General features: G+C 53.7%; 21 protein-coding genes. 8 read left to right on the top strand and 13 right to left on the bottom strand.

From position 1 onward, the window contains the following. Positions 1–44: 44 nt before the first annotated feature. Together nfsA and HU143_RS14860 are read right to left on the bottom strand one after the other, a co-directional pair. Positions 45–767: a nitroreductase NfsA gene (gene nfsA / locus HU143_RS14855; RefSeq protein ID WP_000075300.1), complete on the bottom strand. Its 723-nt coding sequence runs from the start codon at positions 765–767 to the stop codon at positions 45–47. Beyond that, on the bottom strand, positions 751–1,047 hold the full coding sequence (locus tag HU143_RS14860) for a YbjC family protein (RefSeq protein ID WP_001259127.1): 297 nt from the start codon (positions 1,045–1,047) through the stop codon (positions 751–753). Before HU143_RS14860 ends, nfsA begins: the two co-directional genes overlap by 17 nt. 169 nt (positions 1,048–1,216) lie before the next feature. On the opposite strand from HU143_RS14860, the gene HU143_RS14865 reads away from it, so the two are divergent. Next, complete coding sequence (locus HU143_RS14865) at positions 1,217–1,480, top strand: GrxA family glutaredoxin (protein WP_000495513.1); 264 nt, start codon at positions 1,217–1,219, stop codon at positions 1,478–1,480. 31 nt (positions 1,481–1,511) lie between these two features. Here HU143_RS14865 and HU143_RS14870 read toward each other — a convergent pair whose 3' ends face one another. Beyond that, positions 1,512–1,889 (bottom strand): inner membrane protein YbjM, encoded by a 378-nt coding sequence (locus tag HU143_RS14870; protein ID WP_000680849.1) that lies wholly within the window; start codon positions 1,887–1,889, stop codon positions 1,512–1,514. 270 nt (positions 1,890–2,159) lie between these two features. Here HU143_RS14870 and HU143_RS14875 point away from each other — a divergent pair, with 270 nt between their 5' ends. Beyond that, positions 2,160–3,845 carry an aspartate:alanine antiporter gene (locus HU143_RS14875; protein ID WP_001024853.1) on the top strand — a complete coding sequence of 562 codons (1,686 nt, stop codon included), beginning with the start codon at positions 2,160–2,162 and terminating at the stop codon, positions 3,843–3,845. A gap of 116 nt (positions 3,846–3,961) precedes the next feature. Here HU143_RS14875 and HU143_RS14880 read toward each other — a convergent pair whose 3' ends face one another. Continuing rightward, positions 3,962–4,582 carry a TetR/AcrR family transcriptional regulator gene (locus tag HU143_RS14880; protein WP_023227181.1) on the bottom strand — a complete coding sequence of 207 codons (621 nt, stop codon included), beginning with the start codon at positions 4,580–4,582 and terminating at the stop codon, positions 3,962–3,964. 167 nt (positions 4,583–4,749) lie between these two features. Here HU143_RS14880 and HU143_RS14885 point away from each other — a divergent pair, with 167 nt between their 5' ends. Then, positions 4,750–5,961, top strand: coding sequence for an MFS transporter (locus HU143_RS14885; RefSeq protein ID WP_000217418.1), 1,212 nt, complete (start codon positions 4,750–4,752; stop codon positions 5,959–5,961). Next, entirely contained in the window at positions 5,958–6,773 is an 816-nt protein-coding gene (locus HU143_RS14890; RefSeq protein WP_023227182.1) for a Cof-type HAD-IIB family hydrolase, read from the top strand. Before HU143_RS14885 ends, HU143_RS14890 begins: the two co-directional genes overlap by 4 nt. A gap of 53 nt (positions 6,774–6,826) precedes the next feature. On the opposite strand, the gene HU143_RS14895 is transcribed toward HU143_RS14890, so the two are convergent. Beyond that, positions 6,827–8,059 (bottom strand): MFS transporter, encoded by a 1,233-nt coding sequence (locus HU143_RS14895; protein ID WP_001181284.1) that lies wholly within the window; start codon positions 8,057–8,059, stop codon positions 6,827–6,829. 312 nt (positions 8,060–8,371) lie between these two features. On the opposite strand from HU143_RS14895, the gene ybjG reads away from it, so the two are divergent. Together ybjG and deoR are read left to right on the top strand one after the other, a co-directional pair. Continuing rightward, positions 8,372–8,980, top strand: coding sequence for an undecaprenyl-diphosphate phosphatase (gene ybjG, locus HU143_RS14900; protein ID WP_001531378.1), 609 nt, complete (start codon positions 8,372–8,374; stop codon positions 8,978–8,980). Between the two features lie 71 nt (positions 8,981–9,051). After that, positions 9,052–9,810: a DNA-binding transcriptional repressor DeoR gene (gene deoR / locus HU143_RS14905; RefSeq protein ID WP_000450106.1), complete on the top strand. Its 759-nt coding sequence runs from the start codon at positions 9,052–9,054 to the stop codon at positions 9,808–9,810. A 45-nt stretch (positions 9,811–9,855) separates the two neighbouring features. On the opposite strand, the gene dacC is transcribed toward deoR, so the two are convergent. After that, positions 9,856–11,058, bottom strand: coding sequence for a serine-type D-Ala-D-Ala carboxypeptidase (gene dacC / locus HU143_RS14910; RefSeq protein ID WP_000195712.1), 1,203 nt, complete (start codon positions 11,056–11,058; stop codon positions 9,856–9,858). 243 nt (positions 11,059–11,301) lie between these two features. Between dacC and HU143_RS14915 the strand changes: the two genes are divergently transcribed. Next, positions 11,302–11,928: a glutathione S-transferase family protein gene (locus HU143_RS14915; protein ID WP_000631908.1), complete on the top strand. Its 627-nt coding sequence runs from the start codon at positions 11,302–11,304 to the stop codon at positions 11,926–11,928. Here the strand turns inward: HU143_RS14915 and HU143_RS14920 are convergent. Continuing rightward, positions 11,925–13,046, bottom strand: coding sequence for a PQQ-dependent sugar dehydrogenase (locus HU143_RS14920; RefSeq protein WP_023227183.1), 1,122 nt, complete (start codon positions 13,044–13,046; stop codon positions 11,925–11,927). The genes HU143_RS14915 and HU143_RS14920 overlap by 4 nt on opposite strands. 117 nt (positions 13,047–13,163) lie before the next feature. Next, positions 13,164–13,547, bottom strand: coding sequence for a biofilm formation regulator BssR (gene bssR, locus HU143_RS14925; protein ID WP_000259651.1), 384 nt, complete (start codon positions 13,545–13,547; stop codon positions 13,164–13,166). 230 nt (positions 13,548–13,777) lie between these two features. On the opposite strand from bssR, the gene rimO reads away from it, so the two are divergent. After that, positions 13,778–15,103: a 30S ribosomal protein S12 methylthiotransferase RimO gene (rimO, locus tag HU143_RS14930; RefSeq protein WP_000073317.1), complete on the top strand. Its 1,326-nt coding sequence runs from the start codon at positions 13,778–13,780 to the stop codon at positions 15,101–15,103. Between the two features lie 90 nt (positions 15,104–15,193). Here the strand turns inward: rimO and gsiD are convergent, their stop codons facing one another. From gsiD to iaaA, 5 genes are read right to left on the bottom strand one after another with little or no spacing between them, the layout of a single operon-like run. Continuing rightward, positions 15,194–16,105 carry a glutathione ABC transporter permease GsiD gene (gene gsiD, locus HU143_RS14935; protein ID WP_001236024.1) on the bottom strand — a complete coding sequence of 304 codons (912 nt, stop codon included), beginning with the start codon at positions 16,103–16,105 and terminating at the stop codon, positions 15,194–15,196. Positions 16,106–16,107: 2 nt separating this feature from the next. After that, the gene (gene gsiC / locus HU143_RS14940; RefSeq protein ID WP_023227184.1) at positions 16,108–17,028 is read right to left on the bottom strand and encodes a glutathione ABC transporter permease GsiC; all 921 of its coding nucleotides are present in this window, start codon (positions 17,026–17,028) and stop codon (positions 16,108–16,110) included. Between the two features lie 60 nt (positions 17,029–17,088). Beyond that, positions 17,089–18,627: a glutathione ABC transporter substrate-binding protein GsiB gene (gene gsiB, locus HU143_RS14945; RefSeq protein ID WP_023227185.1), complete on the bottom strand. Its 1,539-nt coding sequence runs from the start codon at positions 18,625–18,627 to the stop codon at positions 17,089–17,091. A gap of 32 nt (positions 18,628–18,659) precedes the next feature. Continuing rightward, positions 18,660–20,531 carry a glutathione ABC transporter ATP-binding protein GsiA gene (gene gsiA, locus HU143_RS14950; RefSeq protein ID WP_051129097.1) on the bottom strand — a complete coding sequence of 624 codons (1,872 nt, stop codon included), beginning with the start codon at positions 20,529–20,531 and terminating at the stop codon, positions 18,660–18,662. Between the two features lie 10 nt (positions 20,532–20,541). Continuing rightward, positions 20,542–21,483, bottom strand: coding sequence for a beta-aspartyl-peptidase (gene iaaA, locus HU143_RS14955; RefSeq protein ID WP_001030503.1), 942 nt, complete (start codon positions 21,481–21,483; stop codon positions 20,542–20,544). Between the last annotated feature and the right edge of the window lie 41 nt (positions 21,484–21,524).

Raw genomic sequence — 21,524 nt, forward strand, 5'->3', positions numbered from 1 at the left:
GAAAACCCTGAAAAGCCCGCGTATCATACACTGGCCCGCAGGTTTTAGCGCGTCGCCCAGCCCTGTTTATGCAAATATTCAAGGATAAATGGGCGATTTTCTTTAATCAGGGTGCGACGGATATGATCGCTCCAGGTATCGCGTCGCGTATTACTGCCGCGGGTCAGATAATACTCAGCCAACTGCTCGTCATAGCGCGCCAGCAGCTTTTCATCAAGCGGTTGATACTGGTTCTCATGAACCACAAGCTCGGCAGGCAGGCGCGGTTTCAGATCCGGATTATCCGCAGGCCATCCCAAACACAGGCCAAAGAGCGGCAATACATGCTTCGGCAATTTTAATAGTTCGGTAACAGACTCAATATTGTTACGGATGCCGCCGATATACACGCCGCCTAACCCCAGTGATTCCGCCGCCGTCAGCGCATTTTGCCCCATCATCGCCGTATCGACGACACCGAGCAGCAGTTGTTCGGCAAGCCCCAACTGCGCGTCAGGACAGATCTGCAAATGACGATTAAAATCGGCGCAAAATACCCAGAACTCAGCGGCCTGCGCCACATGCTTTTGCCCGCCCGTCAGGGGCACTAACGCCTCGCGCAGCGCCCGATCGGTAATACGGATAATAGAGCTGCACTGTAAAAAACTGGAACTGGACGTGCTGCGCGCGGCGGCAATAATGGCCTCTCGCTGCGCGTCAGTCACGGGTTCATCGGTGAAATGGCGAATAGAACGATGGCCACAAAGAAGTTCAATGGTCGGACTCATTATGCTTTTCTCTATCTGAACGGGAAGAAATGTCGGGTGGACGTTTCATCAACTGCGGCGCCAGTAACTGCGCAATACGCCACATCATCGCCACCGCGGCGGGGAGGATCAACACGACGCCCAGGAAAACCATCAATACGCCAGCCAGCGACGTATTGAACGGCGCGGGCAGCGTAAGGTAATGATTAAGCGATAGCAGAGCAAGCGCCAGCAAAATCATACCGAGGCATTCCAGTATCAGTATGCTTTTGGGTATGGGTAACACGCCAATCGTGCGCATATCAAGCCTCCCGGTTAACTGACGCACAGTGTAGAACGTTCTGGTCCGGCGTGCTTAACAGATATAGCCCTGGGTTATCAAAGGAACAGGCGTAACCTGCTTTTCATCTGCCGTAAATCGCGGCATGATAACACCTGTTCGCCGTCTGGCTTTATGTTCGAGGAGAGATATGTTTACTGTTATTTTTGGCCGCCCAGGGTGCCCTTATTGCGTGCGTGCAAAAGAGTTGGCGGAAAAACTGAGCAAAGAACGCGACGATTTTAACTACCGCTATATTGATATCCATGCTGAAGGCATTACTAAAGCGGATTTGGAAAAAACCGTAGGTAAACCTGTAGAAACCGTACCGCAGATTTTTGTCGATCAAAAACATATCGGCGGCTGTACGGATTTTGAAGCATGGGCAAAAGAAAATCTGAATCTTTTCGCCTGATTGCTCTGGCAACGCCCTCTACCGGAGGGCGCTATTGGCGTTTTTTTCGCCGGTGGCTAAACAGGCTGCTAATAAACAAATAACAGAGCGCGCCTAACGCACACCAGAATACGGCGCTAAATAACCACGCCAGTTCTTGCCAAAACGATCGGGTAGGCATAAATACCACGCGCATTAACACCAGGCAAAACGGCGCCGCCAGCATCGCCCCGATCAGCGGTCGGATCACCTCGCGCCGGTGAGAACAAAAGCTGGCCACCGCACCAGGCAACGTAAAAAATAACAGTCCAATCTCAGGATGCCCTGCCGCGCGAAAAGCGCCTTGTACATGCATAGTTAATGAAAGACACACCACAATAAAGAGTACAAAGCAGCAGACAACGCTTGCCCACCCGTGTTTATGTTTCAATCGTTCCTCCTGACACTCTCTATCGAACACGCTTTCCGCCGTGAGGCATCCAGTCAGATAAAGTCATGTGGCATTCCATGCCAAAAACACACCTGCACGATTCTTATAGCCGTTAGTACGCAATAAGATTAAACTAGCAGGATATATTGTTGTGTTGTTTTTATTTGGATGCTGTATGCAATACGATTGCACCCTTAATTCATGATAAAAACAGTAGCGTAAATTACCATTTCTTTCAACAGCTTACTCGTAAACAAGAAGTTAGTCTCCGTGAATATAAACGTCGCAGATTTGTTAAATGGGAATTACATCCTGTTATTATTTGTGGTCCTGGCTCTTGGCCTGTGTCTTGGCAAGTTACGTCTGGGTTCAGTCCAACTTGGTAATTCCATTGGCGTTTTAGTGGTCTCTCTATTATTAGGGCAGCAACACTTCAGTATTAACACCGACGCGCTAAATCTGGGATTTATGCTGTTTATTTTTTGTGTCGGCGTCGAGGCTGGCCCCAACTTTTTTTCGATTTTTTTTCGCGACGGTAAAAATTATCTGATGCTTGCCCTGGTCATGGTCGGTAGCGCTCTGCTAATCGCCTTAGGCCTTGGTAAGCTATTCGGCTGGGATATCGGCCTGACGGCCGGTATGCTGGCCGGCTCAATGACCTCCACGCCCGTGCTGGTTGGCGCAGGCGATACCCTGCGACATTCCGGCATCGCCAGCACCCAACTCTCCTCCGCTCTTGATAATCTGAGCCTGGGCTATGCCCTGACCTATCTGATTGGCTTGGTCAGTCTGATCGTGGGCGCGCGCTACTTGCCTAAACTACAGCATCAGGATTTGCAAACCAGCGCCCAGCAAATTGCTCGCGAGCGCGGTCTGGATACCGATGCTAATCGCAAGGTTTATTTGCCGGTTATCCGCGCCTATCGGGTTGGCCCGGAACTGGTGGCCTGGACTGACGGTAAAAACCTGCGCGAGCTGGGTATTTACCGCCAGACAGGCTGCTATATCGAACGTATTCGCCGTAACGGTATTCTGGCGAACCCGGATGGCGATGCGGTGCTGCAAATGGGCGATGAGATTGCGCTGGTCGGCTATCCGGACGCGCACGCCAGGCTCGATCCCAGCTTCCGTAATGGTAAGGAAGTGTTTGATCGCGATCTGCTTGATATGCGCATCGTGACGGAAGAAATTGTGGTGAAAAACCACAATGCGGTCGGTCGCCGCCTCGCTCAGCTCAAGCTGACCGATCATGGCTGCTTCCTTAACCGCGTCATCCGCAGCCAGATCGAAATGCCTATCGACGATAACGTCGTGCTGAATAAAGGCGACGTGTTACAGGTGAGCGGCGACGCCAGACGCGTAAAAACCATCGCCGATCGCATTGGTTTTATTTCGATTCATAGTCAGGTGACGGACCTGCTTGCCTTCTGCGCTTTTTTTATCATCGGGTTAATGATCGGGATGATTACCTTCCAGTTCAGCAATTTTAGTTTCGGCATCGGCAACGCGGCCGGATTGCTGTTCGCCGGGATCATGCTCGGTTTCCTGCGCGCTAACCATCCTACCTTTGGTTATATTCCGCAGGGCGCGCTTAACATGGTGAAAGAATTCGGCTTGATGGTATTTATGGCAGGCGTTGGTTTAAGCGCTGGCAGCGGTATCAGCAACGGTCTGGGCGCGGTCGGCGGACAAATGCTGATCGCCGGGCTTGTCGTCAGCCTGGTACCGGTGGTGATCTGCTTTTTGTTTGGCGCTTATGTGCTGCGTATGAACCGGGCGCTGCTGTTCGGCGCCATGATGGGCGCGCGTACCTGCGCCCCGGCGATGGAAATCATTAGCGATACAGCGCGCAGCAATATTCCAGCGCTGGGTTATGCGGGGACTTACGCCATCGCCAACGTTCTGCTAACGCTGGCGGGGACGCTTATTGTCATCATCTGGCCGGGATTAGGATAAAACTGAAGTTTGCCTTTAAGTGAAAAAATTTTGCCAATAGGTCGAACTTTTCGTTAAAGCATCAGTCATACCTATTGCCACTGCTTTTCTTTGATGTCCCCATTTTGTGGAGCCCATCAACCCCGCCATTTCGGTTCAAGGTTGATGGGTTTTTTGTTGCCCGACGCAGAGTGACACGACATTGACTCTCCGGCGATTCGCTTTACCATCTGTAAAATCGCTTCACGCGCCAGCGGCGTTCGATCCGTTACAAAATGCAGCGTCATCCCCTCGATAAACGCATCCAGCGCGCGGGCGGTCTGTGCGTCAAACCACTGCGCCAGCGTATTCTGGCTACGCTGCATCCAGTTTTGCATGACTATTTTTAACGCTGGCTTATCGCTGGCATAGGCATATAACTGATACATTAACGCCATATTATCCGGCGTCGTAACCTGCGAGCCGTAAATCATTTCCGTTATCGCCTGGCACGCCCCCTCCGCATCCGTCACCTGCGCAAAAAAATCCTGGTATTGACGCGACATGTTCTCGGTGAAAAGTGTAAAAGCTTCACTCAATAACGCATCCATACCGGCAAAATAGTAGGTCATCGAGCCAAGCGGCACCTGAGCGATAGCGGCGATTTTCCGGTGCGTCACGGCATGAACGCCATAGGTCTTTACCGCTTCCAGTGTGGCCTGAATTATTTTTTCCCGTCGCTTAGGATCATTGGCGCGTCTTACGGCATTTTCTTTCATGATGAGTTCCACATCTCATTCAGGATGCAGGCGATAGTAGCCTGCCGCTTACGCTGAAAAAACAGACAGTAAAAACTGTCTGCACAATGAAGTATGACGACGATATGTACAAATGTACACAAGCTTGCTAATGTTTACCTCTCGCTTCTATTTTCTGGCCTGACGCTATGACCGTCCTCTCCTCACGTAACGCCTTAAAACGCCGTACCTGGGCGCTGTTTATGTTCTTCTTTTTACCCGGACTGCTGATGGCCTCCTGGGCAACCCGAACGCCTGCTATTCGGGATATTCTTTCCGTCTCTACCGCGGAAATGGGGGCGGTCTTATTCGGGCTTTCTATCGGTTCAATGAGCGGTATTCTTTGTTCCGCCTGGCTGGTGAAACGATTTGGCACCCGGAAGGTTATTCGCACGACGATGACCTGCGCAGTAGGCGGGATGGTTATTCTTAGCGTCGCGCTGTGGTGCGCCTCGCCGCTGATTTTTGCCCTTGGATTAGCCGTTTTCGGCGCCAGTTTTGGCGCCGCCGAAGTGGCGATTAATGTCGAAGGCGCGGCGGTCGAACGCGAGCTGAATAAAACCGTTCTGCCGATGATGCATGGTTTCTACAGTTTCGGCACGCTGGCGGGCGCTGGTGTCGGCATGGCGTTAACCGCATTAAGCGTCCCGGCTAACATCCATATCATCCTCGCGGCTGCCGTGGCGATCGCGCCCATTTTTATCGCCATTCGGGCGATCCCTGACGGTACGGGTAAAAACGCATCGGAAGATGCTCACCTTCAGGAAAAAGGATTACCTTTTTATCGGGACATCCAGCTTTTGCTTATTGGCGTGGTGGTGCTGGCAATGGCATTCGCCGAAGGATCTGCGAATGACTGGCTACCGCTACTGATGGTAGACGGACACGGTTTTAGCCCAACCTCCGGCTCTCTGATCTACGCCGGTTTCACGCTTGGTATGACCGTTGGCCGCTTTACCGGCGGCTGGTTTATTGACCGCTATAGCCGGGTGACGGTTGTTCGCGCCAGCGCGTTGATGGGAGCGTTGGGCATTGGCCTGATTATTTTTGTCGATAGCGACTGGGTTGCCGGCGTCTCGGTCATTCTTTGGGGCTTAGGCGCTTCGCTCGGCTTCCCGCTGACCATTTCCGCCGCCAGCGATACCGGTCCCGACGCGCCGACGCGCGTGAGCGTTGTCGCCACGACCGGCTATCTGGCGTTTTTGGTCGGGCCGCCGCTGTTGGGCTATCTGGGAGAGCATTATGGATTACGCAGCGCCATGATGGTTGTGCTGGCGCTGGTTATTCTGGCGGCGCTGGTGGCGAAGGCCGTCGCCAAACCTGTATCGACTCCGCAACCGGTGATGGAGCATAACGCATGAGTATTAAATTAATCGCCGTCGACATGGACGGCACGTTTCTGAGCGATCAAAAAACCTATAACCGTGACCGGTTTATGGCGCAGTACCAACAAATGAAGCGGCAAGGCATTCGCTTTGTCGTGGCCAGCGGCAACCAGTATTACCAGTTAATCTCGTTCTTTCCGGAAATTGCGCACGAAATCGCTTTTGTCGCGGAAAACGGCGGTTGGGTGGTCAGCGAAGGAGAGGATATTTTTAACGGCGAGCTGACAAAAGCCGACTTCCAGACGGTTGTCGAACACCTGCTCACACGCGCCGATGTGGAGATTATCGCCTGTGGAAAAAACAGCGCCTATACGCTGAAACGGTACAACGATGCGTTAAAAGCCGTTGCGGCAATGTATTATCATCGTCTGGAGTTTGTGGATAATTTTAATAATATCAACGATGTCTTTTTCAAATTCGGCCTTAATATTACCGATGATCGGATACCGGAAGTACAGGCGGCACTGCACGACGCTATTGGCGATATCATGGTCCCCGTTCATACCGGCTATGGCAGTATTGATTTAATAATTCCCGGCGTGCATAAAGCCAACGGCCTGCGTCTGTTACAGCAGCGCTGGGGCATTCATGATAGTGAAGTGGTGGTATTCGGCGACGGCGGCAACGATATTGAGATGCTGCGTCAGGCCGGGTTTAGTTTTGCCATGTCGCACGCCAGCGAAGCGGTCGCGGCGGCGGCGAAATACCGCGCCGGATCGAACAATCAGGAAGGCGTGCTGGATATCATCGACAGCGTATTAAACAACGAGCCGCCGTTTAACATCTAGCGGATGCCTCTCTACGCCTGATAACAGAAAGCTTATCAGGCGTAGCCGCTCTCTCAGACTGTTTGCAAATTCCCCGTCCGCTTATCTTTTAAGAAGACCAGCATCAGCAGTAGCCAAAGAATACCGTTTGCCAGATTAAACAGGCTAAATAGCCCATTGCCGCCGCTTAACCAGGCGTGTTTACTGACTTCAATGCCAACGGTAAAAATCAGCATTTGTAGCATTCCCATCGCCGCCGAGACCGTTCCTTTACTCATATCGCTGGAAAAGAGCGTCAGACGCACCAGTCCGGCATTCGCCAGCCCAATGCCAAAAGCGTATACGCTTAATCCCGCCGTCATCCATAAATAAGCATGGGATGAAACCACCGTCGCCGCCGCGGCGATGATCAGCCCCGCGACGATAGGCCAGCCGCCCATCACGATCAGCGAGCGAACCGTACGTCGGGAGGTTAAACGCGCCAACACCAGATTACCGGCAATGAGCGCGCCAAAAACGGGCACCTGCAGCAAACCATATTCATAGCTGCTGAGCTGTTCGCCGCTAATGATGATAATCGGCGACTGCGCAATCCAGGCCAACAGCGGCAGGCTGACAAATCCCAGCGCTAACGCCCCTGCGACGAACCGCCGATTTTTTATCACCAGCCGATAATCCCGGCCAAGCGCCTTAAATGACAGCGTTTCGCCCCGCCGCGTGGCGGTCTCCGGCATTGCGCGCTGTAGCCCGAAAAAGGCGATAGCGGCCAGTGCGGCAAATAAAATAAACATCCCCTCCCACGGCAGAACATGCACCCATGCCGCCCCAACCAGTGGTCCCAGTAGCGGCGCGATTAACGCCACGTTCGCCATCAGCGCGGTAATTTTTATACACACCGCCTCCTCAAAGGATTCCTGAATCGCGGCATACCCTACAGCGCCGATAAAACACAGGCTAATCCCTTGCAAAAAACGCAGGAAGGTAAATTGTTCGATGTTTTTCGCCAGTAACGTCGCCAGGCAGGTGACAATAAACCACACGACGCCCGCCAGCATCACGGGACGACGGCCAATCCGGTCAGACAACGGGCCAAGCAGCCATTGTAAGAACATACCGCCCGCCAGATAAGCGGTCATGGACGTCGGAACCCAGTCCAGGCCCGCCTGATACTGCTCAACCACCGCCAGCATACCCGGTTGGATCATGTCGTTGCCAATATAAGTAGAAAACTCGTACAGCACCAGACAGAGAGGAAAAAGCAGCGCCTGACGTCCCAGCCTGCCGCCTGATTGTAAACGATTCTGCATACCATCTCTTCGCCAATAAAAACCGCGCAGAGTGTAATGAAAGTCGGGGAACTGAGATAGCGAATTATGAGGCTGCAAGGGAAATAGCGCACATTTTTACAGAAAGCCGCTTAGCGCTTGCATACTTTAAGGTTAATTTAAGTTTGCGCCGTTATCATCAACGTTATTTTATGCCATTGTCTTAAATCTCTTCATGTTGCCGCCAAATAAGACAATACTGCTTTTCCTCTCTGTTACGCTGCATTTATGCTCAGTTTGCACGGGGATGAGCTGGCTATCCCTTTTGATTTCATTGCTCCGAGCCTGGATGTTATGCTGGAAAACCTTAACAACTCGCTGTTTTATTTTATTAACGCCACGCCTGATTCCGCGCAGTGGACAATTTCGCTCGCTATCTTTATCGCCAAAGATGTCATCAACATTGTCCCGCTCTTAGCCGTGGTACTCTGGCTGTGGGGGCCCCGCGATCGGGTCTGCGCCCAGCGCCAGCTGATCGTTAAAATCGGCATCGCGCTGATTATCAGTCTGGCGGTCTCCTGGACAATGGGACACCTTTTCCCGCACGACCGTCCCTTTGTCGATCATATCGGCTATAACTTCCTGCATCATGCCGCCGATGACTCGTTCCCCAGCGATCACGGTACGGTGATTTTTACCTTTGCGCTGGCGTTTTTGTTCTGGCACCGCCTCTGGTCAGGCATCGTGATGATGGCGATAGCCATTACCATCGCCTGGTCTCGCGTCTATCTCGGCGTACACTGGCCGTTAGATATGATTGGCGCGCTGCTGGTAGCGATGCTTGGCTGCCTGAGCGCACAGCTGATCTGGCAATGGTACGGCGCGCCGCTCTACCAGGCGCTGCAACGTTGTTACCGTTTCTGTTTCGCATTGCCCATTCGAAAAGGCTGGGTACGTGACTAAACAGCGAAAAAAAGAGTAATATTAAGCGCTCTGTATGGTGCGGAGCGCTTATTTAACTCTCCAGGGGAACTATGGAAACGCGACGCGACGAGCGTATTGGTCAATTGCTGCAGGCCTTAAAACGCAGCGATAAACTTCATCTTAAAGAAGCCGCGACCCTGTTGGGCGTCTCTGAAATGACCATTCGTCGCGACCTGAACCATAAAAGCGCGCCTGTCGTATTGCTGGGCGGCTATATCGTACTGGAGCCCCGCAGCGCCAGCCATTATCTGTTAAGCGATCAAAAATCTCGTCTGGTGGAAGAAAAACGCCGAGCCGCTCAGTTGGCTGCGGGCCTGGTACAAGCGCATCAGACGGTATTTATTGACTGTGGCACCACCACGCCGTGGATCATTGAAGCCATTGATAATGACCTTCCCTTTACGGCGGTGTGCTATTCACTTAATACCTTCCTGGCGCTGCAGGACAAACCCCATTGCCGCGCCATCCTCAGCGGCGGGGAGTTTCACGCCAGCAACGCCATTTTCAAACCGCTTGATTTCCATGAAACGTTAAACAATATTTGTCCGGATATCGCGTTTTATTCCGCCGCCGGCGTTCATACCAGTAAAGGCGCTACCTGCTTTAATCTGGAAGAGCTGCCGGTAAAACATTGGGCAATGACAATGGCACAGAGCCATGTACTGGTGGTGGATCACAGTAAATTCGGCAAGGTACGTCCGGCGCGGATGGGGGAATTATCACGCTTTGATACGATTATCAGCGACCGCCGTCCCGATGAGGCCTTTGTGGCCTACGCTAAAGCGCAACAAATTACTCTGATGTATTAACCGCAGGTTTGCCGGATGCGACGCGCACCCGGCAACGGAGTTATTTTACGAGAACCAACTGCCAAACCACTGATGGAGTTTCATCAGCACAAAATCCCACATCCGGCTGAAAAATCCCCCCTCCTCGACGTTTTCCATCACCATTAACGGGCGTTGCTCAATGGATTTTCCGTTAAGCTGGAAATCGATGGTGCCGACAACCTGCCCTTTCTTCAACGGCGCCGTGAGCTGTGGTTCGTTCAACGTAAAGCTGGCCTTCAGGTTTTTAAGCTGCCCACGCGGAATCGTCACAGACCCCGCATCGCCCGCCCCCAAATTGACCTCACGCTTATCGCCAAACCAGACCCGTTGCGTCACGAATGTCGCGTCAGGTTTAATCGGCGTGACCGTTTCAAAGAAGCGGAAACCCCAGGTCAGCAGTTTTTCTGACTCATTAAAACGAATACGGTCCGTTTTCGCCCCCAGCACGACAGAGATCAGGCGCATATCGCCCTGAGTGGCGGAGGCGACAAGGTTATACCCAGCGCCAGCCGTTGTCCCCGTTTTCATGCCGTCGACATGCAGATTGGTGCTCCACAACAGGCGGTTGCGGTTCGGTTGACGAATATTATTAAAAGTAAATTCTTTTTCTTTATGAATGGCGTATTCGTCAGGCACATCGTGAATCAAGGCCTTGCCGAGCAACGCCATATCGCGAGCGGTACTGAACTGCCCTGGCGCATCAAGACCGTGTACCGTCTGGAAGGTTGTATTGGTTAACCCCAGTCGTTTCGCATAGGCGTTCATCAGGCCGATAAAGGACTCCTGGCTTCCGGCGACGTAGTCGGCAAGCGCGATACAGGCATCATTACCTGACTGAATGATGATGCCTTTATTAAGATCCGCAACAGACACCTGATCGCCTGGCTTCAGAAACATCACCGACGACCCACGTAGCGCCGGGTTCCCCGTCGCCCAGGCATCTTTGCCCACCGTCACCATATCGGTCAGCTTGATTTTCCCTGCCTTCAGCGCCTGGCCCACCACGTAGCTGGTCATAATTTTTGTCAAACTGGCAGGGTCGAGTTTCTCATCGGCGTTGCCTTCCGCCAGTACTTTACCGCTGGCGTAATCCATTAAGATCCAGGCTCGCGCATCAACGCCCGGCGGCGCGATCGTTTGTTCCTCTGCCTTTACAGGCGAAGCGAAAAGGAATAAGAGAACCGAACCTGCCGCGAGGCTACGAAGGGAAGAAGCGTATTGCGTCATAGTACCACCCGAGTATCCATTCCAAAAACACACGTCACACCACCGTGTAATAAGTGCGGTGAGTAATAACGCACTCACGACGTTAAAGAAACCGTAACTTGGTAAAGTTTTTAAAGTTTATGCAATAACATCCCGTTACGCTTCCTTCATAACGATTTTTTTACAGACCATTGTGTAAATGTTAGGTTTATCTCACGGTAGGCCGATTACTGTCATCATCCTGATAAAACAGAAGGGGTTAATATGATTACGCTGTGGGGCCGGAACAACTCGACTAATGTTAAAAAAGTGTTGTGGACGCTTGAAGAGCTGGAACTGCCATACGATCAAATTCTGGCAGGCGGAAAATTCGGCGTTAACCAGGATGCCGACTATCTGGCGATGAATCCCAATGGGCTGGTGCCGCTGCTTAAAGATGATGAAACCGACCTGTTATTGTGGGAATCCAATGCCATTGTCCGCTATCTGGCGGCGCAATACGGCCAGAACCGGCTATGGGTTGATAATCCGGCGCGGCGTGCGGAGGGCGAAAAATGGATGGACTGGGCGAATCAAACGTTAAGTCCGGCGCACCGCGTGATCCTGATGGGACTGGTCAGAACCCCGCCGGAAAAACGCGACCAGGCGGCAATTGAAGCCGGTATCGAAAAGTGTGACAGCCTGTTTGCGCTTCTTGATGATGCTCTGGCCCACCAGCCGTGGTTCTCCGGGGATAACTTTGGCACCGGCGATATCGCTATTGCGCCTTTCGTCTATAACCTGCTGAACGTAGGTCTGAAATGGACGCCGCGCCCGAATCTGCAACGCTGGTATCAGCAGCTTACCGAGCGCCCTGCTTTTCGCAAAGTGGTGATGATCCCGGTGACCTAACGCGTGACTGCAGGACTTACCTTGAGTAACTGCCCGTCGGACTCATCGGTTAACACATATAAGTAGCCGTCAGGTCCGACACGCACATCCCGAATACGCTGCTTTCTGTCACCCAGAATACGGCCTTCTTCCGTCACCGTATTGCCATCGACGCGCATCACAATGACCTCTTTATCTTTTAGCGCGCCGATAAACAGTTTGTGCCGCCACGGCGCAAAAACGTCGCTGGCATAAAAAGCCATCCCGCTGATCGCCGGAGAATCCTTCCAGTAGTAAACCGGTTGCTCCGTTCCCTCGACAATTTCACCTTTGGCTTCCGGCACTTTTAGACCACTATAGTTGACGCCCCATGTGGCCAGCGGCCAGCCATAATTTTTGCCTTTTTCCGGGATGTTAATTTCATCGCCGCCGCGCGGACCGTGTTCATGCAGCCATAGCGCGCCGCTCCAGGGATTGATGGCCAGCCCCTGCGGATTACGAATACCGTAAGACCAGATTTCCGGACGCGCGCCCGCCTGATGCACAAACGGATTATCCGGCGGAATTTCGCCCTGCCCGGTCAGGCGCACCAGCTTACCCTGTAATTTATCCAAATCCTGCGCGGTAGCGCGCTGGTTATTTTCACCCAGGGCAATAAAAAGAAACCCTTGCGCATCGAATACCATACGTCCGCCGAAATGGTTGCCGGTAGACAGCTTAGGCATCTGGCGAAACACGGTACGAAAATGCTCCAGACGCTGAAGATCGTCGCTCAGCCGTCCAAAACCGACTGCCGTACCGGCGTTTCCTTCGCGGTCAGCTTCAGCATAGCTCAGCCAGACGCAGCGCGACTGGGCAAAGTCAGGCGCCAGCACGACGTCCAGCAAACCTCCCTGCCCGTTTGCCCACACTTTCGGTACGCCAGCCAGCGGATCGGAAAGTCCCTTCCCCGTCTGCCAGTGGCGCAGTTGTCCCCCTTTCAGGGTAATGAGCATCCCACGGTTATCCGGCAAAAAAGCCAGCGACCACGGGTGATCGAGTCGGGTTTGCAGCACCTCAACGTTCACCGGCGCAAGATTGGCGTTCGCCCATGAAGAGAAAAGAGAGAATGAAACTATCGCGAGAAGTATTCGACGCATACCGCCTCCTTCAGGGCTCTGCGTTAAAGCGTAGTCAGCATCGCAAGAGGTCGGTTTATTTTTACAAAACATTAAGCGGCGCGGTCCGGTAAAAAGGGGGAGTCGCCTCCCCCTTATTCAGACCTGTGTAAGCGGTGAATGTGCTTTCAGACTCTGAATACTCAGCGTCAAAGTTGTCAGACAGTTTTCAAGTTTATCTGCGTTGACGGCAATAAAGGTCGGACAATCATGGTGTCCGCTCATTAAACAAACGGCGGCGGCTGCAAGCGCGCCTTCGGCACGGCGCAGCGCGTTCCACTCTTCCTGATCGAGATGCAGTCCCTGCCGTAAAGCGTGATCGTGGAGCTCGCGATTCAGTTCAAAAAAATTGTCACGCAGAGTGTCACTTTCGCTGACTGACATATACCCCTTCGCTTTTCGCAATTGCAGATAAGCGGCAAGATCGATACGCGCGTTTATCAGCTTGTTGAGAAGATCGGTTCTCAGTCTGTCAACGACCATACCTTTTTTCCTCCTCTTTTCTACCAGGGTTCAACTTAATAGTATGGTCGTTTTTTAGACAAAGGGGTGTCAGAGATCAAGAATTTTCTTAGAATTGCCCTTTTTCACCTTTTGCTGAGAACCACAACGGTTGATGCCGCCGCTCCTGATGAGATTGCGATACAATTTTTGTTCGGATATCTGTAGAATCCCTGCCCTGACCATTCCAATAAATGAACACTTTTTAAGCTATGAGTAATGTAACCCACCAGCCAAAGATCGGCTTCGTTTCCCTGGGCTGTCCGAAAAACCTCGTTGATTCGGAACGCATCCTGACTGAGCTGCGTACCGAAGGCTATGACGTTGTGCCACGCTATGACGATGCGGATATGGTTATCGTTAATACCTGTGGCTTTATTGACAGCGCGGTACAAGAGTCACTGGAAGCCATTGGCGAAGCGCTGAACGAAAACGGTAAGGTAATCGTCACCGGCTGCCTGGGCGCAAAAGAAGATCAGATCCGCGAAGTGCATCCGAAAGTACTGGAAATCACCGGGCCGCATAGCTATGAGCAAGTTCTGCAGCACGTACATCATTACGTACCGAAGCCGAAGCACAATCCATTTTTAAGCCTCGTACCGGAACAGGGTGTAAAACTGACGCCGCGCCATTATGCGTATCTGAAAATTTCTGAAGGCTGTAATCACCGCTGCACGTTCTGCATCATCCCGTCGATGCGCGGGGATCTGGTCAGCCGTCCGATTGGCGACGTATTAAGCGAAGCGAAACGTCTGGTTGATGCCGGGGTCAAAGAGATTCTGGTGATTTCGCAAGATACCTCCGCCTACGGCGTAGATGTGAAGCACCGCACCGGATTCCATAATGGCGAACCGGTGAAAACCAGTATGGTGAGCCTGTGCGAGCAGTTATCAAAACTGGGCGTCTGGACACGTCTGCACTACGTCTACCCCTACCCACACGTTGATGATGTGATTCCGCTAATGGCGGAAGGCAAAATCCTGCCTTATCTGGACATTCCGCTGCAACATGCCAGCCCGCGGATTCTTAAACTGATGAAACGTCCCGGTTCCGTTGACCGCCAGCTGGCGCGCATTAAGCAGTGGCGCGAAATCTGCCCGGAACTGACCCTACGCTCCACCTTTATTGTCGGCTTCCCCGGCGAAACGGAAGAAGACTTCCAGATGCTGCTCGACTTCCTGAAAGAGGCGCGCCTCGATCGTGTAGGCTGCTTCAAGTACAGCCCGGTGGAAGGCGCAGGCGCGAATGAGCTGCCGGATCAGGTGCCGGAAGAGGTGAAAGAAGAGCGCTGGAACCGCTTTATGCAACTGCAACAGCAAATCTCCGCTGAGCGCTTGCAGGAAAAAGTGGGCCGCGAAATTCTGGTGATCGTCGATGAGGTTGACGAAGAAGGCGCTATCGGACGTAGCATGGCGGATGCGCCGGAAATTGACGGCGCGGTCTATTTGAACGGCGAAACCAACGTCAAGCCGGGCGATATCGTGCGCGTGAAAGTGGAAAACGCCGACGAATATGATTTGTGGGGCAGTCGGGTTTAACGCCACCTCCCCCGGCGCGGGTGCCGGATGTGTTATCCCGCCTGACGAGGCCGTTCCAGGCCCGCCAGGCGTCAACGCCACCGGGCTGGCTTACCCCTTAATCTTCGGGTCCAGCGCATCGCGCAACCCGTCGCCTAACAGGTTAAACGCCAGCACAGTCAGGAAAATCGCCACCGCCGGGAAGAGCGCTACGTGCGGCGCGATGACCATATCCGCCCGCGCTTCATTGAGCATCGCTCCCCACTCCGGCGTTGGCGGCTGCGCGCCTAATCCGAGAAATGACAGGCTTGCCGCGGAAATAATTGACGTACCGATACGCATCGTAAAGAAAACCACAATTGACGAGACCGTTCCCGGCAATATATGGCTAAACAAAATCGTCGTGTCGCTGGCGCCGATACTGCGGGCAGACTCAATAAACGTCTGCTGTTTTAAGACCAGGGTATTTCCGCGCACCAGACGTGCAAACGCCGGAATAGAGAAAATCGCCACCGCAACGATCACATTAGCAATACCGCTGCCTAACACCGCCACAACGGCAATCGCCAGCAAAATGCCGGGGAAGGCGAACAACACATCGCAAATGCGCATAATGAAACGATCCCACCAGCCTTCATAATATCCCGCCAGCAATCCCAACACCGTGCCGATTATCGCGCCGATAAATACCGCGAACACGCCCGCCGCCAGTGAGATCTGCGCGCCAACGAGAACCCGGCTAAAGATGTCTCTTCCCAGCGAGTCAACACCAAACCAGTGCTGCAAAGAGGGGCCATTGTTCAGGCTATCGTAGTCAAAATAGTTTTCCGCATCGTAGGGCGTCAGCCAGCGGGCAAAAATCGCCACCAGAATTAACGCCAGTACGAATCCCCCGGCGACCAACGCGACATGCTGGCGGCGAAAACGACGCCAGAACTCCCGCCACGGCGTGCGTATCTGGTCGGGTTTTACCACCGGCATAGCATGTAAAATCGCCTGACGGCGCCAGTTAAATAATCGCATCCTTACTTATACCTGATAGCCGGATTAATGGCGGCATAGAGGACATCCACCACTAAGTTGATAAGAATAAATTCCAGAGAAAACAGCAGCACTTCCGCCTGAATCACGGGGTAGTCGCGCATGTCGACGGAGTCGACCAGTAACCGCCCAAGCCCCGGCCAGTTAAACACTTTTTCGACGACGATCGATCCGCCAAGCAGAAAGCCAAATTGCAATCCCATCATGGTGACGACAGGGATCATCGCATTGCGCAGGCCATGTTTTAACACCACCCACGTTTCACTGACGCCTTTCGCCCGCGCGGTCCTCATGTAATCCTCGCTCAGGACATCGACAAACGAGGAGCGCGTAAAACGCGCCATGACGGATGCCACCGCCGCGCCAAGCGTCAGGGAGGGTAAAATATAATGTTGCCAGCTATCCGCCCCCACGGTCGGTAGCCAGCCCAGATCCACGGAAAAAATCTGCATTAACAACATTCCCAGCGCAAAAGCCGGGAAAGAAATGCCGGTCACGGCAAGCGTCATTCCTAACCGGTCAGGCCAGCGATTACGCCACACGGCGGCGGCGATGCCGATCGCCATGCCAAACAGAACCGCCCATATCATACTGGTTATCGTCAGCCACAGCGTCGGCAAAAAGCGGCTGGCGATCTCCTCAGAAACCGGGCGGCGGGAAACCATTGACGTCCCGAAATCGCCTTGTAAAACATGGGTGATGTAATGCCAAAACTGGACATGAAGCGGCTGATCAAGCCCCAGCTGCTGACGAACCAGCGCGATCACCTGCGCGTCGGCCTCCGGTCCGGCTATCAGCCGCGCCGGGTCGCCGGGCAACAAATGAACAAATGAAAACACCAGCACTGCCACAATCAACAGCGTAGGAATTAATCCCAGCAGGCGCTTGAGAACATAGTTAAGCATCACACGAACCTTTTACCGGATGGCGGACAACGCGCGCGCCATCCAGCCCCATCGCATTACTTACTTCAAATCCGCATCGTCAAAGCTGAAACCGGTATCCGGCATAATCCAGAAACCGGTCAAATTTTTACTGTGCGCAGAAACCAATTTCTCCACCACCAACGGTATCCAGGGCGACTCTTTCCAGATAATATCCTGCGCCTCTTTGTACAATCGTGTTTTCTCCTGCGGATCGTTGGTTTTTAAGGCCTCCGCTAAATCGCTGTCGACCTGCTTGTTGCTGTAAAAAGCGGTATTAAACTGCGTCGGCGGCCAGTTTTGTGATGCGAAGAGCGGCGATAACGCCCAGTCAGCTTCGCCCGTCGACGCCGACCAGCCGGTATAGAACATTCGCACGCCGCTCTCTTTTTGCCCTTTGCCCTCGACTTCCGCGGCGCGCTGGCCGGCGTCCATCGCGGTTATCCGGGCTTTAATGCCAATCTGCGCCAGTTGCTGTTGGGTAAACTGCAACACTTTTTGCGCGGTGCTATGGTTGTGCGATGACCACAGCGTGGTACTGAAACCGTCTGGATACCCCGCCTCTTTCAACAGTTCGCGCGCTTTAGCCGGATCATAGGGCCACGGCTGATAGCTTTGCGCATAGGCTATCGACGGCGGCACCACGCCCGTCGCCGGCGTGGCGTATCCGGCAAACGCCACTTTAACCAGCGCCTGGCGATTGATAGCGTAATTCAACGCCTCACGCACCTTAGGATTATCAAACGGCTTCTGCGTCACATTCATACTGATATAACGCTGCATAATGGACGGGCTGGCGACCAGTTCGAGGTTTTTATTTTTCGCCAGTAACGCGGCCTGCTCATAAGGGATAGGAAAAGCAAATTGCGCTTCGCCGGTTTGCAGCATCGCCGCGCGGGTATTGTTGTCAGTAACCGGACGCCAGGTAATAGAATCCAGCTTGGGTAAGCCCTGCTGCCAGTAACCGGCGAACTTCTTCACTTTGACAAAGTCGGTCTGATTCCAGGTTTCAAGCTGGTATGGACCGGTACCGACCGGATGAAAACCAATATCCTTGCCATATTTTTCCAGCGCTTGCGGCGAGATCATCGCCGTCGCCGGGTGCGCCAGAATATTAATGAAAGCGGAGAACGGCTGTTTCAGGGTGATTTTTACCGTTGCCGGATCGACAACCTCCGTTTTTGCGATATTTTTATACAGGTTATAACGCTTGAGGTGGTTATCCGGATTGCTGGCGCGATCGAGATTCGCTTTCACCGCCGCCGCATCAAAATCCGCGCCGTCCTGAAATTTCACCCCCTGTCGTAAGGTAATGGTGTAGGTCAGACCGTCATCAGAAACGGTATAGCCTTCCGCCAGGACGTTTTTTACCTTCATGTCTTTATCCAGGCCAAACAGCCCCTGATAAAATGACTTCGCCACCGCCTGCGAGAGTGTATCGTTGGCGTCATACGGATCGAGCGTGGTGAAATTAGACCCTACCGCCACCACCACATCTTTGGCCGCCAGGGCCGGAAAAGCCGCAATGGATGAGGCCAGTCCCAGCGCCGCCAGCCATTTATGCGTAATAAATTGCGTCATGTTGTTCTCCTGAAACCCTGCCTGTCTGAATGTTATAAGCGCGAGAGCGCATTATCCTGCAGCGGCCGCGCGACATAATGTCCCGGCCCGACCAACTGTAATGAAACGGCGGGCGTCTCTTCGCCACGTTTATGAATATTGCTGGGTATATCATCTGATAGCAGAACGCGCCGCGGCCGGTGTCTGGAAGGATCGGCAACCGGCACCGCCGCCATCAATTTACGCGTATAAGGATGCTGCGGATTTTCAAAAACGGCGCGCCGCGGCCCCATCTCAACAATTTGACCAAGATACATCACCGCTACGCGATGGCTAATTCGCTCCACGACCGCCATATCATGCGAAATAAACAGGTAGGCGATCCCCATTTCCCGTTGTAAATCAAGCAGTAAATTAATGATCTGTCCGCGAACGGAAACATCCAGCGCGGAGACCGCCTCATCAGCAATAATCACTTTAGGATTCAATGCCAGCGCGCGAGCTATGCAGATGCGCTGACGTTGACCGCCGGAAAACTCATGCGGATAACGCCAGGCATGTTCAGGACGTAATCCGACACGCTCAAGCAACCAGGCCACGCGCTTTGCCGCAGCGTCCCCCTGCCCCAGACCATGAATCCGTAAAGGTTCCATAATGGAATACCCCACGGTCTGGCGCGGGTCGAGCGAGGCGTAAGGGTCCTGGAAAATACACTGAATATCGCGGCGCAACGGCTGGAGTTTACCCGCAGACAACGTGTCAATGCGCTGGCCGTTAAAGATAATCTCCCCCTGCCGGGATTCAACCAACCGCAGCAGCGCGCGTCCGGTCGTCGATTTTCCGCTACCGGACTCGCCCACCAGCGATAGCGTTTCGCCGGGCCAGAGATCGAAACTGATATTCTCAACGGCATGAACTTCACGCGTAATACGGTTAAAGAGACCGCTACGCAGCGGGAATCGCGTCACCAGGCCCCGAACCTGGAGAATAGGCTCGCCTTCCACCACCGTGTCTTGCTCAATCTGCGATTCATAAAGGGCCGGTTCGTCAGCGGAAATCAACGGGAAACGGCGTGGCAGCGAGTGGCCGCGCATCGCGCCAAGCTGAGGGACGGCGGCCAGTAACGTTTGGGTATAAGGATGCGTCGGCGCATGGTAAATCTGCTCTACGCTGCCGGTTTCCACGGCCTCGCCCTGATACATCACCAGCACGCGATCGGCGATATCCGCCACGACGCCCATGTCGTGGGTGATAAAAATCACGCCCATCGACATCTCTTGCTGCAACACTTTGATAAGTTGCAGAATTTGCGCCTGGATAGTGACATCCAGCGCCGTGGTGGGTTCATCGGCAATCAATACCGCCGGACGGCAGGATAGCGCCATCGCGATCATGACTCGCTGGCGCATCCCGCCGGAAAGCTGATGCGGATAACGCGATAAAATCGCCTGCGACTCCGGGATCCGTACCTGATCGAGCATACGTTTCGCTTCCGCCAGCGCCTCTTCGTGGCTGGCGCCCTGATGCAAACGAATAGATTCGGCAATTTGCTCGCCAACGGTAAATACCGGGTTGAGCGAGGTCATTGGCTCCTGGAAAATCATGGCGATATCCGCGCCGCGCACACGCCGCATCTGCGCGTCACTCTGCTCAGACAGCTCAATCACCTGGCGATTACGCCGACGCAACAGCATTTCGCCGCAGCGCACGTTCGCGCCCGACTGCTCAATCAGCCGCATTAACGCCAGCGCCGTCACCGATTTTCCCGATCCCGACTCGCCGACAATCGCCAGAGTCTCTCCACGCTTCAGGCGTAATGACACATTACGCACGGCGTCTACCTGTTGCCCTTCGTGGTGAAACGCGATATTCAGGCCACTGACGGACAGAACATCGCGGCTATCCAGTTCATCGCTGTGCGGCACCTGCGGCTCCTTATTCCCGGTAAATTCCTGTGGTAGGCGTATCCCCGGCATATCCCCAGGCGCGATACATCCCTTCGCTGTTAAACGGCAACGCGACATTACCTTCGTGATCAACGGCGATTAATCCACCGCTGCCGCCCAGCGCCGGTAATTTTTCCATCACCACGCGCTCACAGGCGTCGGCAAGGCTGAGTCCGCCATATTCCATCAATGCGGCGATATCGTAAGCCGCGAGCGTGCGAATAAAGACCTCTCCCGTTCCGGTACAGGAAACGGCGACGCTGGCGTTGTTGGCATAACACCCGGCGCCGACCAGCGGGCTGTCGCCGACGCGCCCGGGCAATTTATTGGTCATCCCGCCGGTAGACGTTGCCGCCGCCAGATTGCCGAATTTATCCCGCGCCACCGCGCCGACTGTACCCATTTTTTTCGTTTCGTCCAGCGGCGCGCCGCTGTGATCGAGCGCCATTTCGCCCGCCGCACGCGCCGCCAGCAATTGCTCGTAACGCGCCGGGGTGGAAAAGATATCCGGCGAAACGCGCGCCATCCCCTGTGAAAAGGCAAAGTTTTCCGCCCCTTCCCCCACCATGAGTACATGCGGGCTGCGCTCCATCACCAGTCTGGCGGCGAGCACAGGATGGCGAACATGACTCACGCCCGCGACGGCTCCGGCCTTCAGGGTATTGCCGTCCATCACGCAGGCATCCAGTTCATGAGTTCCGTCTCGGGTATAGACCGCGCCGATACCCGCATTGAAGAGCGGACACGCTTCCAGCAGGCGCACCGCTTCCGTCACTACATCAAGCGCGCTGTCACCCGCTTCCAGCATCTTTTGCCCGCTTTCGACAATCTCTGACAGCGCCTGGATATAGCGTAGCTCCTGCTCATGGCTCATTTGCGCGCGAGCAATCGCGCCTGCGCCGCCGTGAATCGCAATCACTGCTTTATTCATTTTTAGGGTCCATTAACGGTGGCACACAACTTTTACTATAA

The sequence above is a fragment of the Salmonella sp. SJTUF14076 genome, assembly GCF_015534835.1.
Classification (GTDB): Bacteria; Pseudomonadota; Gammaproteobacteria; order Enterobacterales; family Enterobacteriaceae; genus Salmonella; species Salmonella enterica.

What these genes read in the sequence shown, in the direction of transcription:
- nfsA (WP_000075300.1), bottom strand. Translation starts at nt 767, where the DNA reads ATGAGTCCGACCATTGAACTTCTTTGTGGCCATCGTTCTATTCGCCAT.
- HU143_RS14860 (WP_001259127.1), bottom strand. Translation starts at nt 1,047, where the DNA reads ATGCGCACGATTGGCGTGTTACCCATACCCAAAAGCATACTGATACTG.
- HU143_RS14865 (WP_000495513.1), top strand. Translation starts at nt 1,217, where the DNA reads ATGTTTACTGTTATTTTTGGCCGCCCAGGGTGCCCTTATTGCGTGCGT.
- HU143_RS14880 (WP_023227181.1), bottom strand. Translation starts at nt 4,582, where the DNA reads ATGAAAGAAAATGCCGTAAGACGCGCCAATGATCCTAAGCGACGGGAA.
- HU143_RS14885 (WP_000217418.1), top strand. Translation starts at nt 4,750, where the DNA reads ATGACCGTCCTCTCCTCACGTAACGCCTTAAAACGCCGTACCTGGGCG.
- HU143_RS14890 (WP_023227182.1), top strand. Translation starts at nt 5,958, where the DNA reads ATGAGTATTAAATTAATCGCCGTCGACATGGACGGCACGTTTCTGAGC.
- HU143_RS14895 (WP_001181284.1), bottom strand. Translation starts at nt 8,059, where the DNA reads ATGCAGAATCGTTTACAATCAGGCGGCAGGCTGGGACGTCAGGCGCTG.
- ybjG (WP_001531378.1), top strand. Translation starts at nt 8,372, where the DNA reads ATGCTGGAAAACCTTAACAACTCGCTGTTTTATTTTATTAACGCCACG.
- deoR (WP_000450106.1), top strand. Translation starts at nt 9,052, where the DNA reads ATGGAAACGCGACGCGACGAGCGTATTGGTCAATTGCTGCAGGCCTTA.
- dacC (WP_000195712.1), bottom strand. Translation starts at nt 11,058, where the DNA reads ATGACGCAATACGCTTCTTCCCTTCGTAGCCTCGCGGCAGGTTCGGTT.
- HU143_RS14915 (WP_000631908.1), top strand. Translation starts at nt 11,302, where the DNA reads ATGATTACGCTGTGGGGCCGGAACAACTCGACTAATGTTAAAAAAGTG.
- HU143_RS14920 (WP_023227183.1), bottom strand. Translation starts at nt 13,046, where the DNA reads ATGCGTCGAATACTTCTCGCGATAGTTTCATTCTCTCTTTTCTCTTCA.
- bssR (WP_000259651.1), bottom strand. Translation starts at nt 13,547, where the DNA reads ATGGTCGTTGACAGACTGAGAACCGATCTTCTCAACAAGCTGATAAAC.
- rimO (WP_000073317.1), top strand. Translation starts at nt 13,778, where the DNA reads ATGAGTAATGTAACCCACCAGCCAAAGATCGGCTTCGTTTCCCTGGGC.
- gsiD (WP_001236024.1), bottom strand. Translation starts at nt 16,105, where the DNA reads ATGCGATTATTTAACTGGCGCCGTCAGGCGATTTTACATGCTATGCCG.
- gsiC (WP_023227184.1), bottom strand. Translation starts at nt 17,028, where the DNA reads ATGCTTAACTATGTTCTCAAGCGCCTGCTGGGATTAATTCCTACGCTG.
- gsiB (WP_023227185.1), bottom strand. Translation starts at nt 18,627, where the DNA reads ATGACGCAATTTATTACGCATAAATGGCTGGCGGCGCTGGGACTGGCC.
- iaaA (WP_001030503.1), bottom strand. Translation starts at nt 21,483, where the DNA reads ATGAATAAAGCAGTGATTGCGATTCACGGCGGCGCAGGCGCGATTGCT.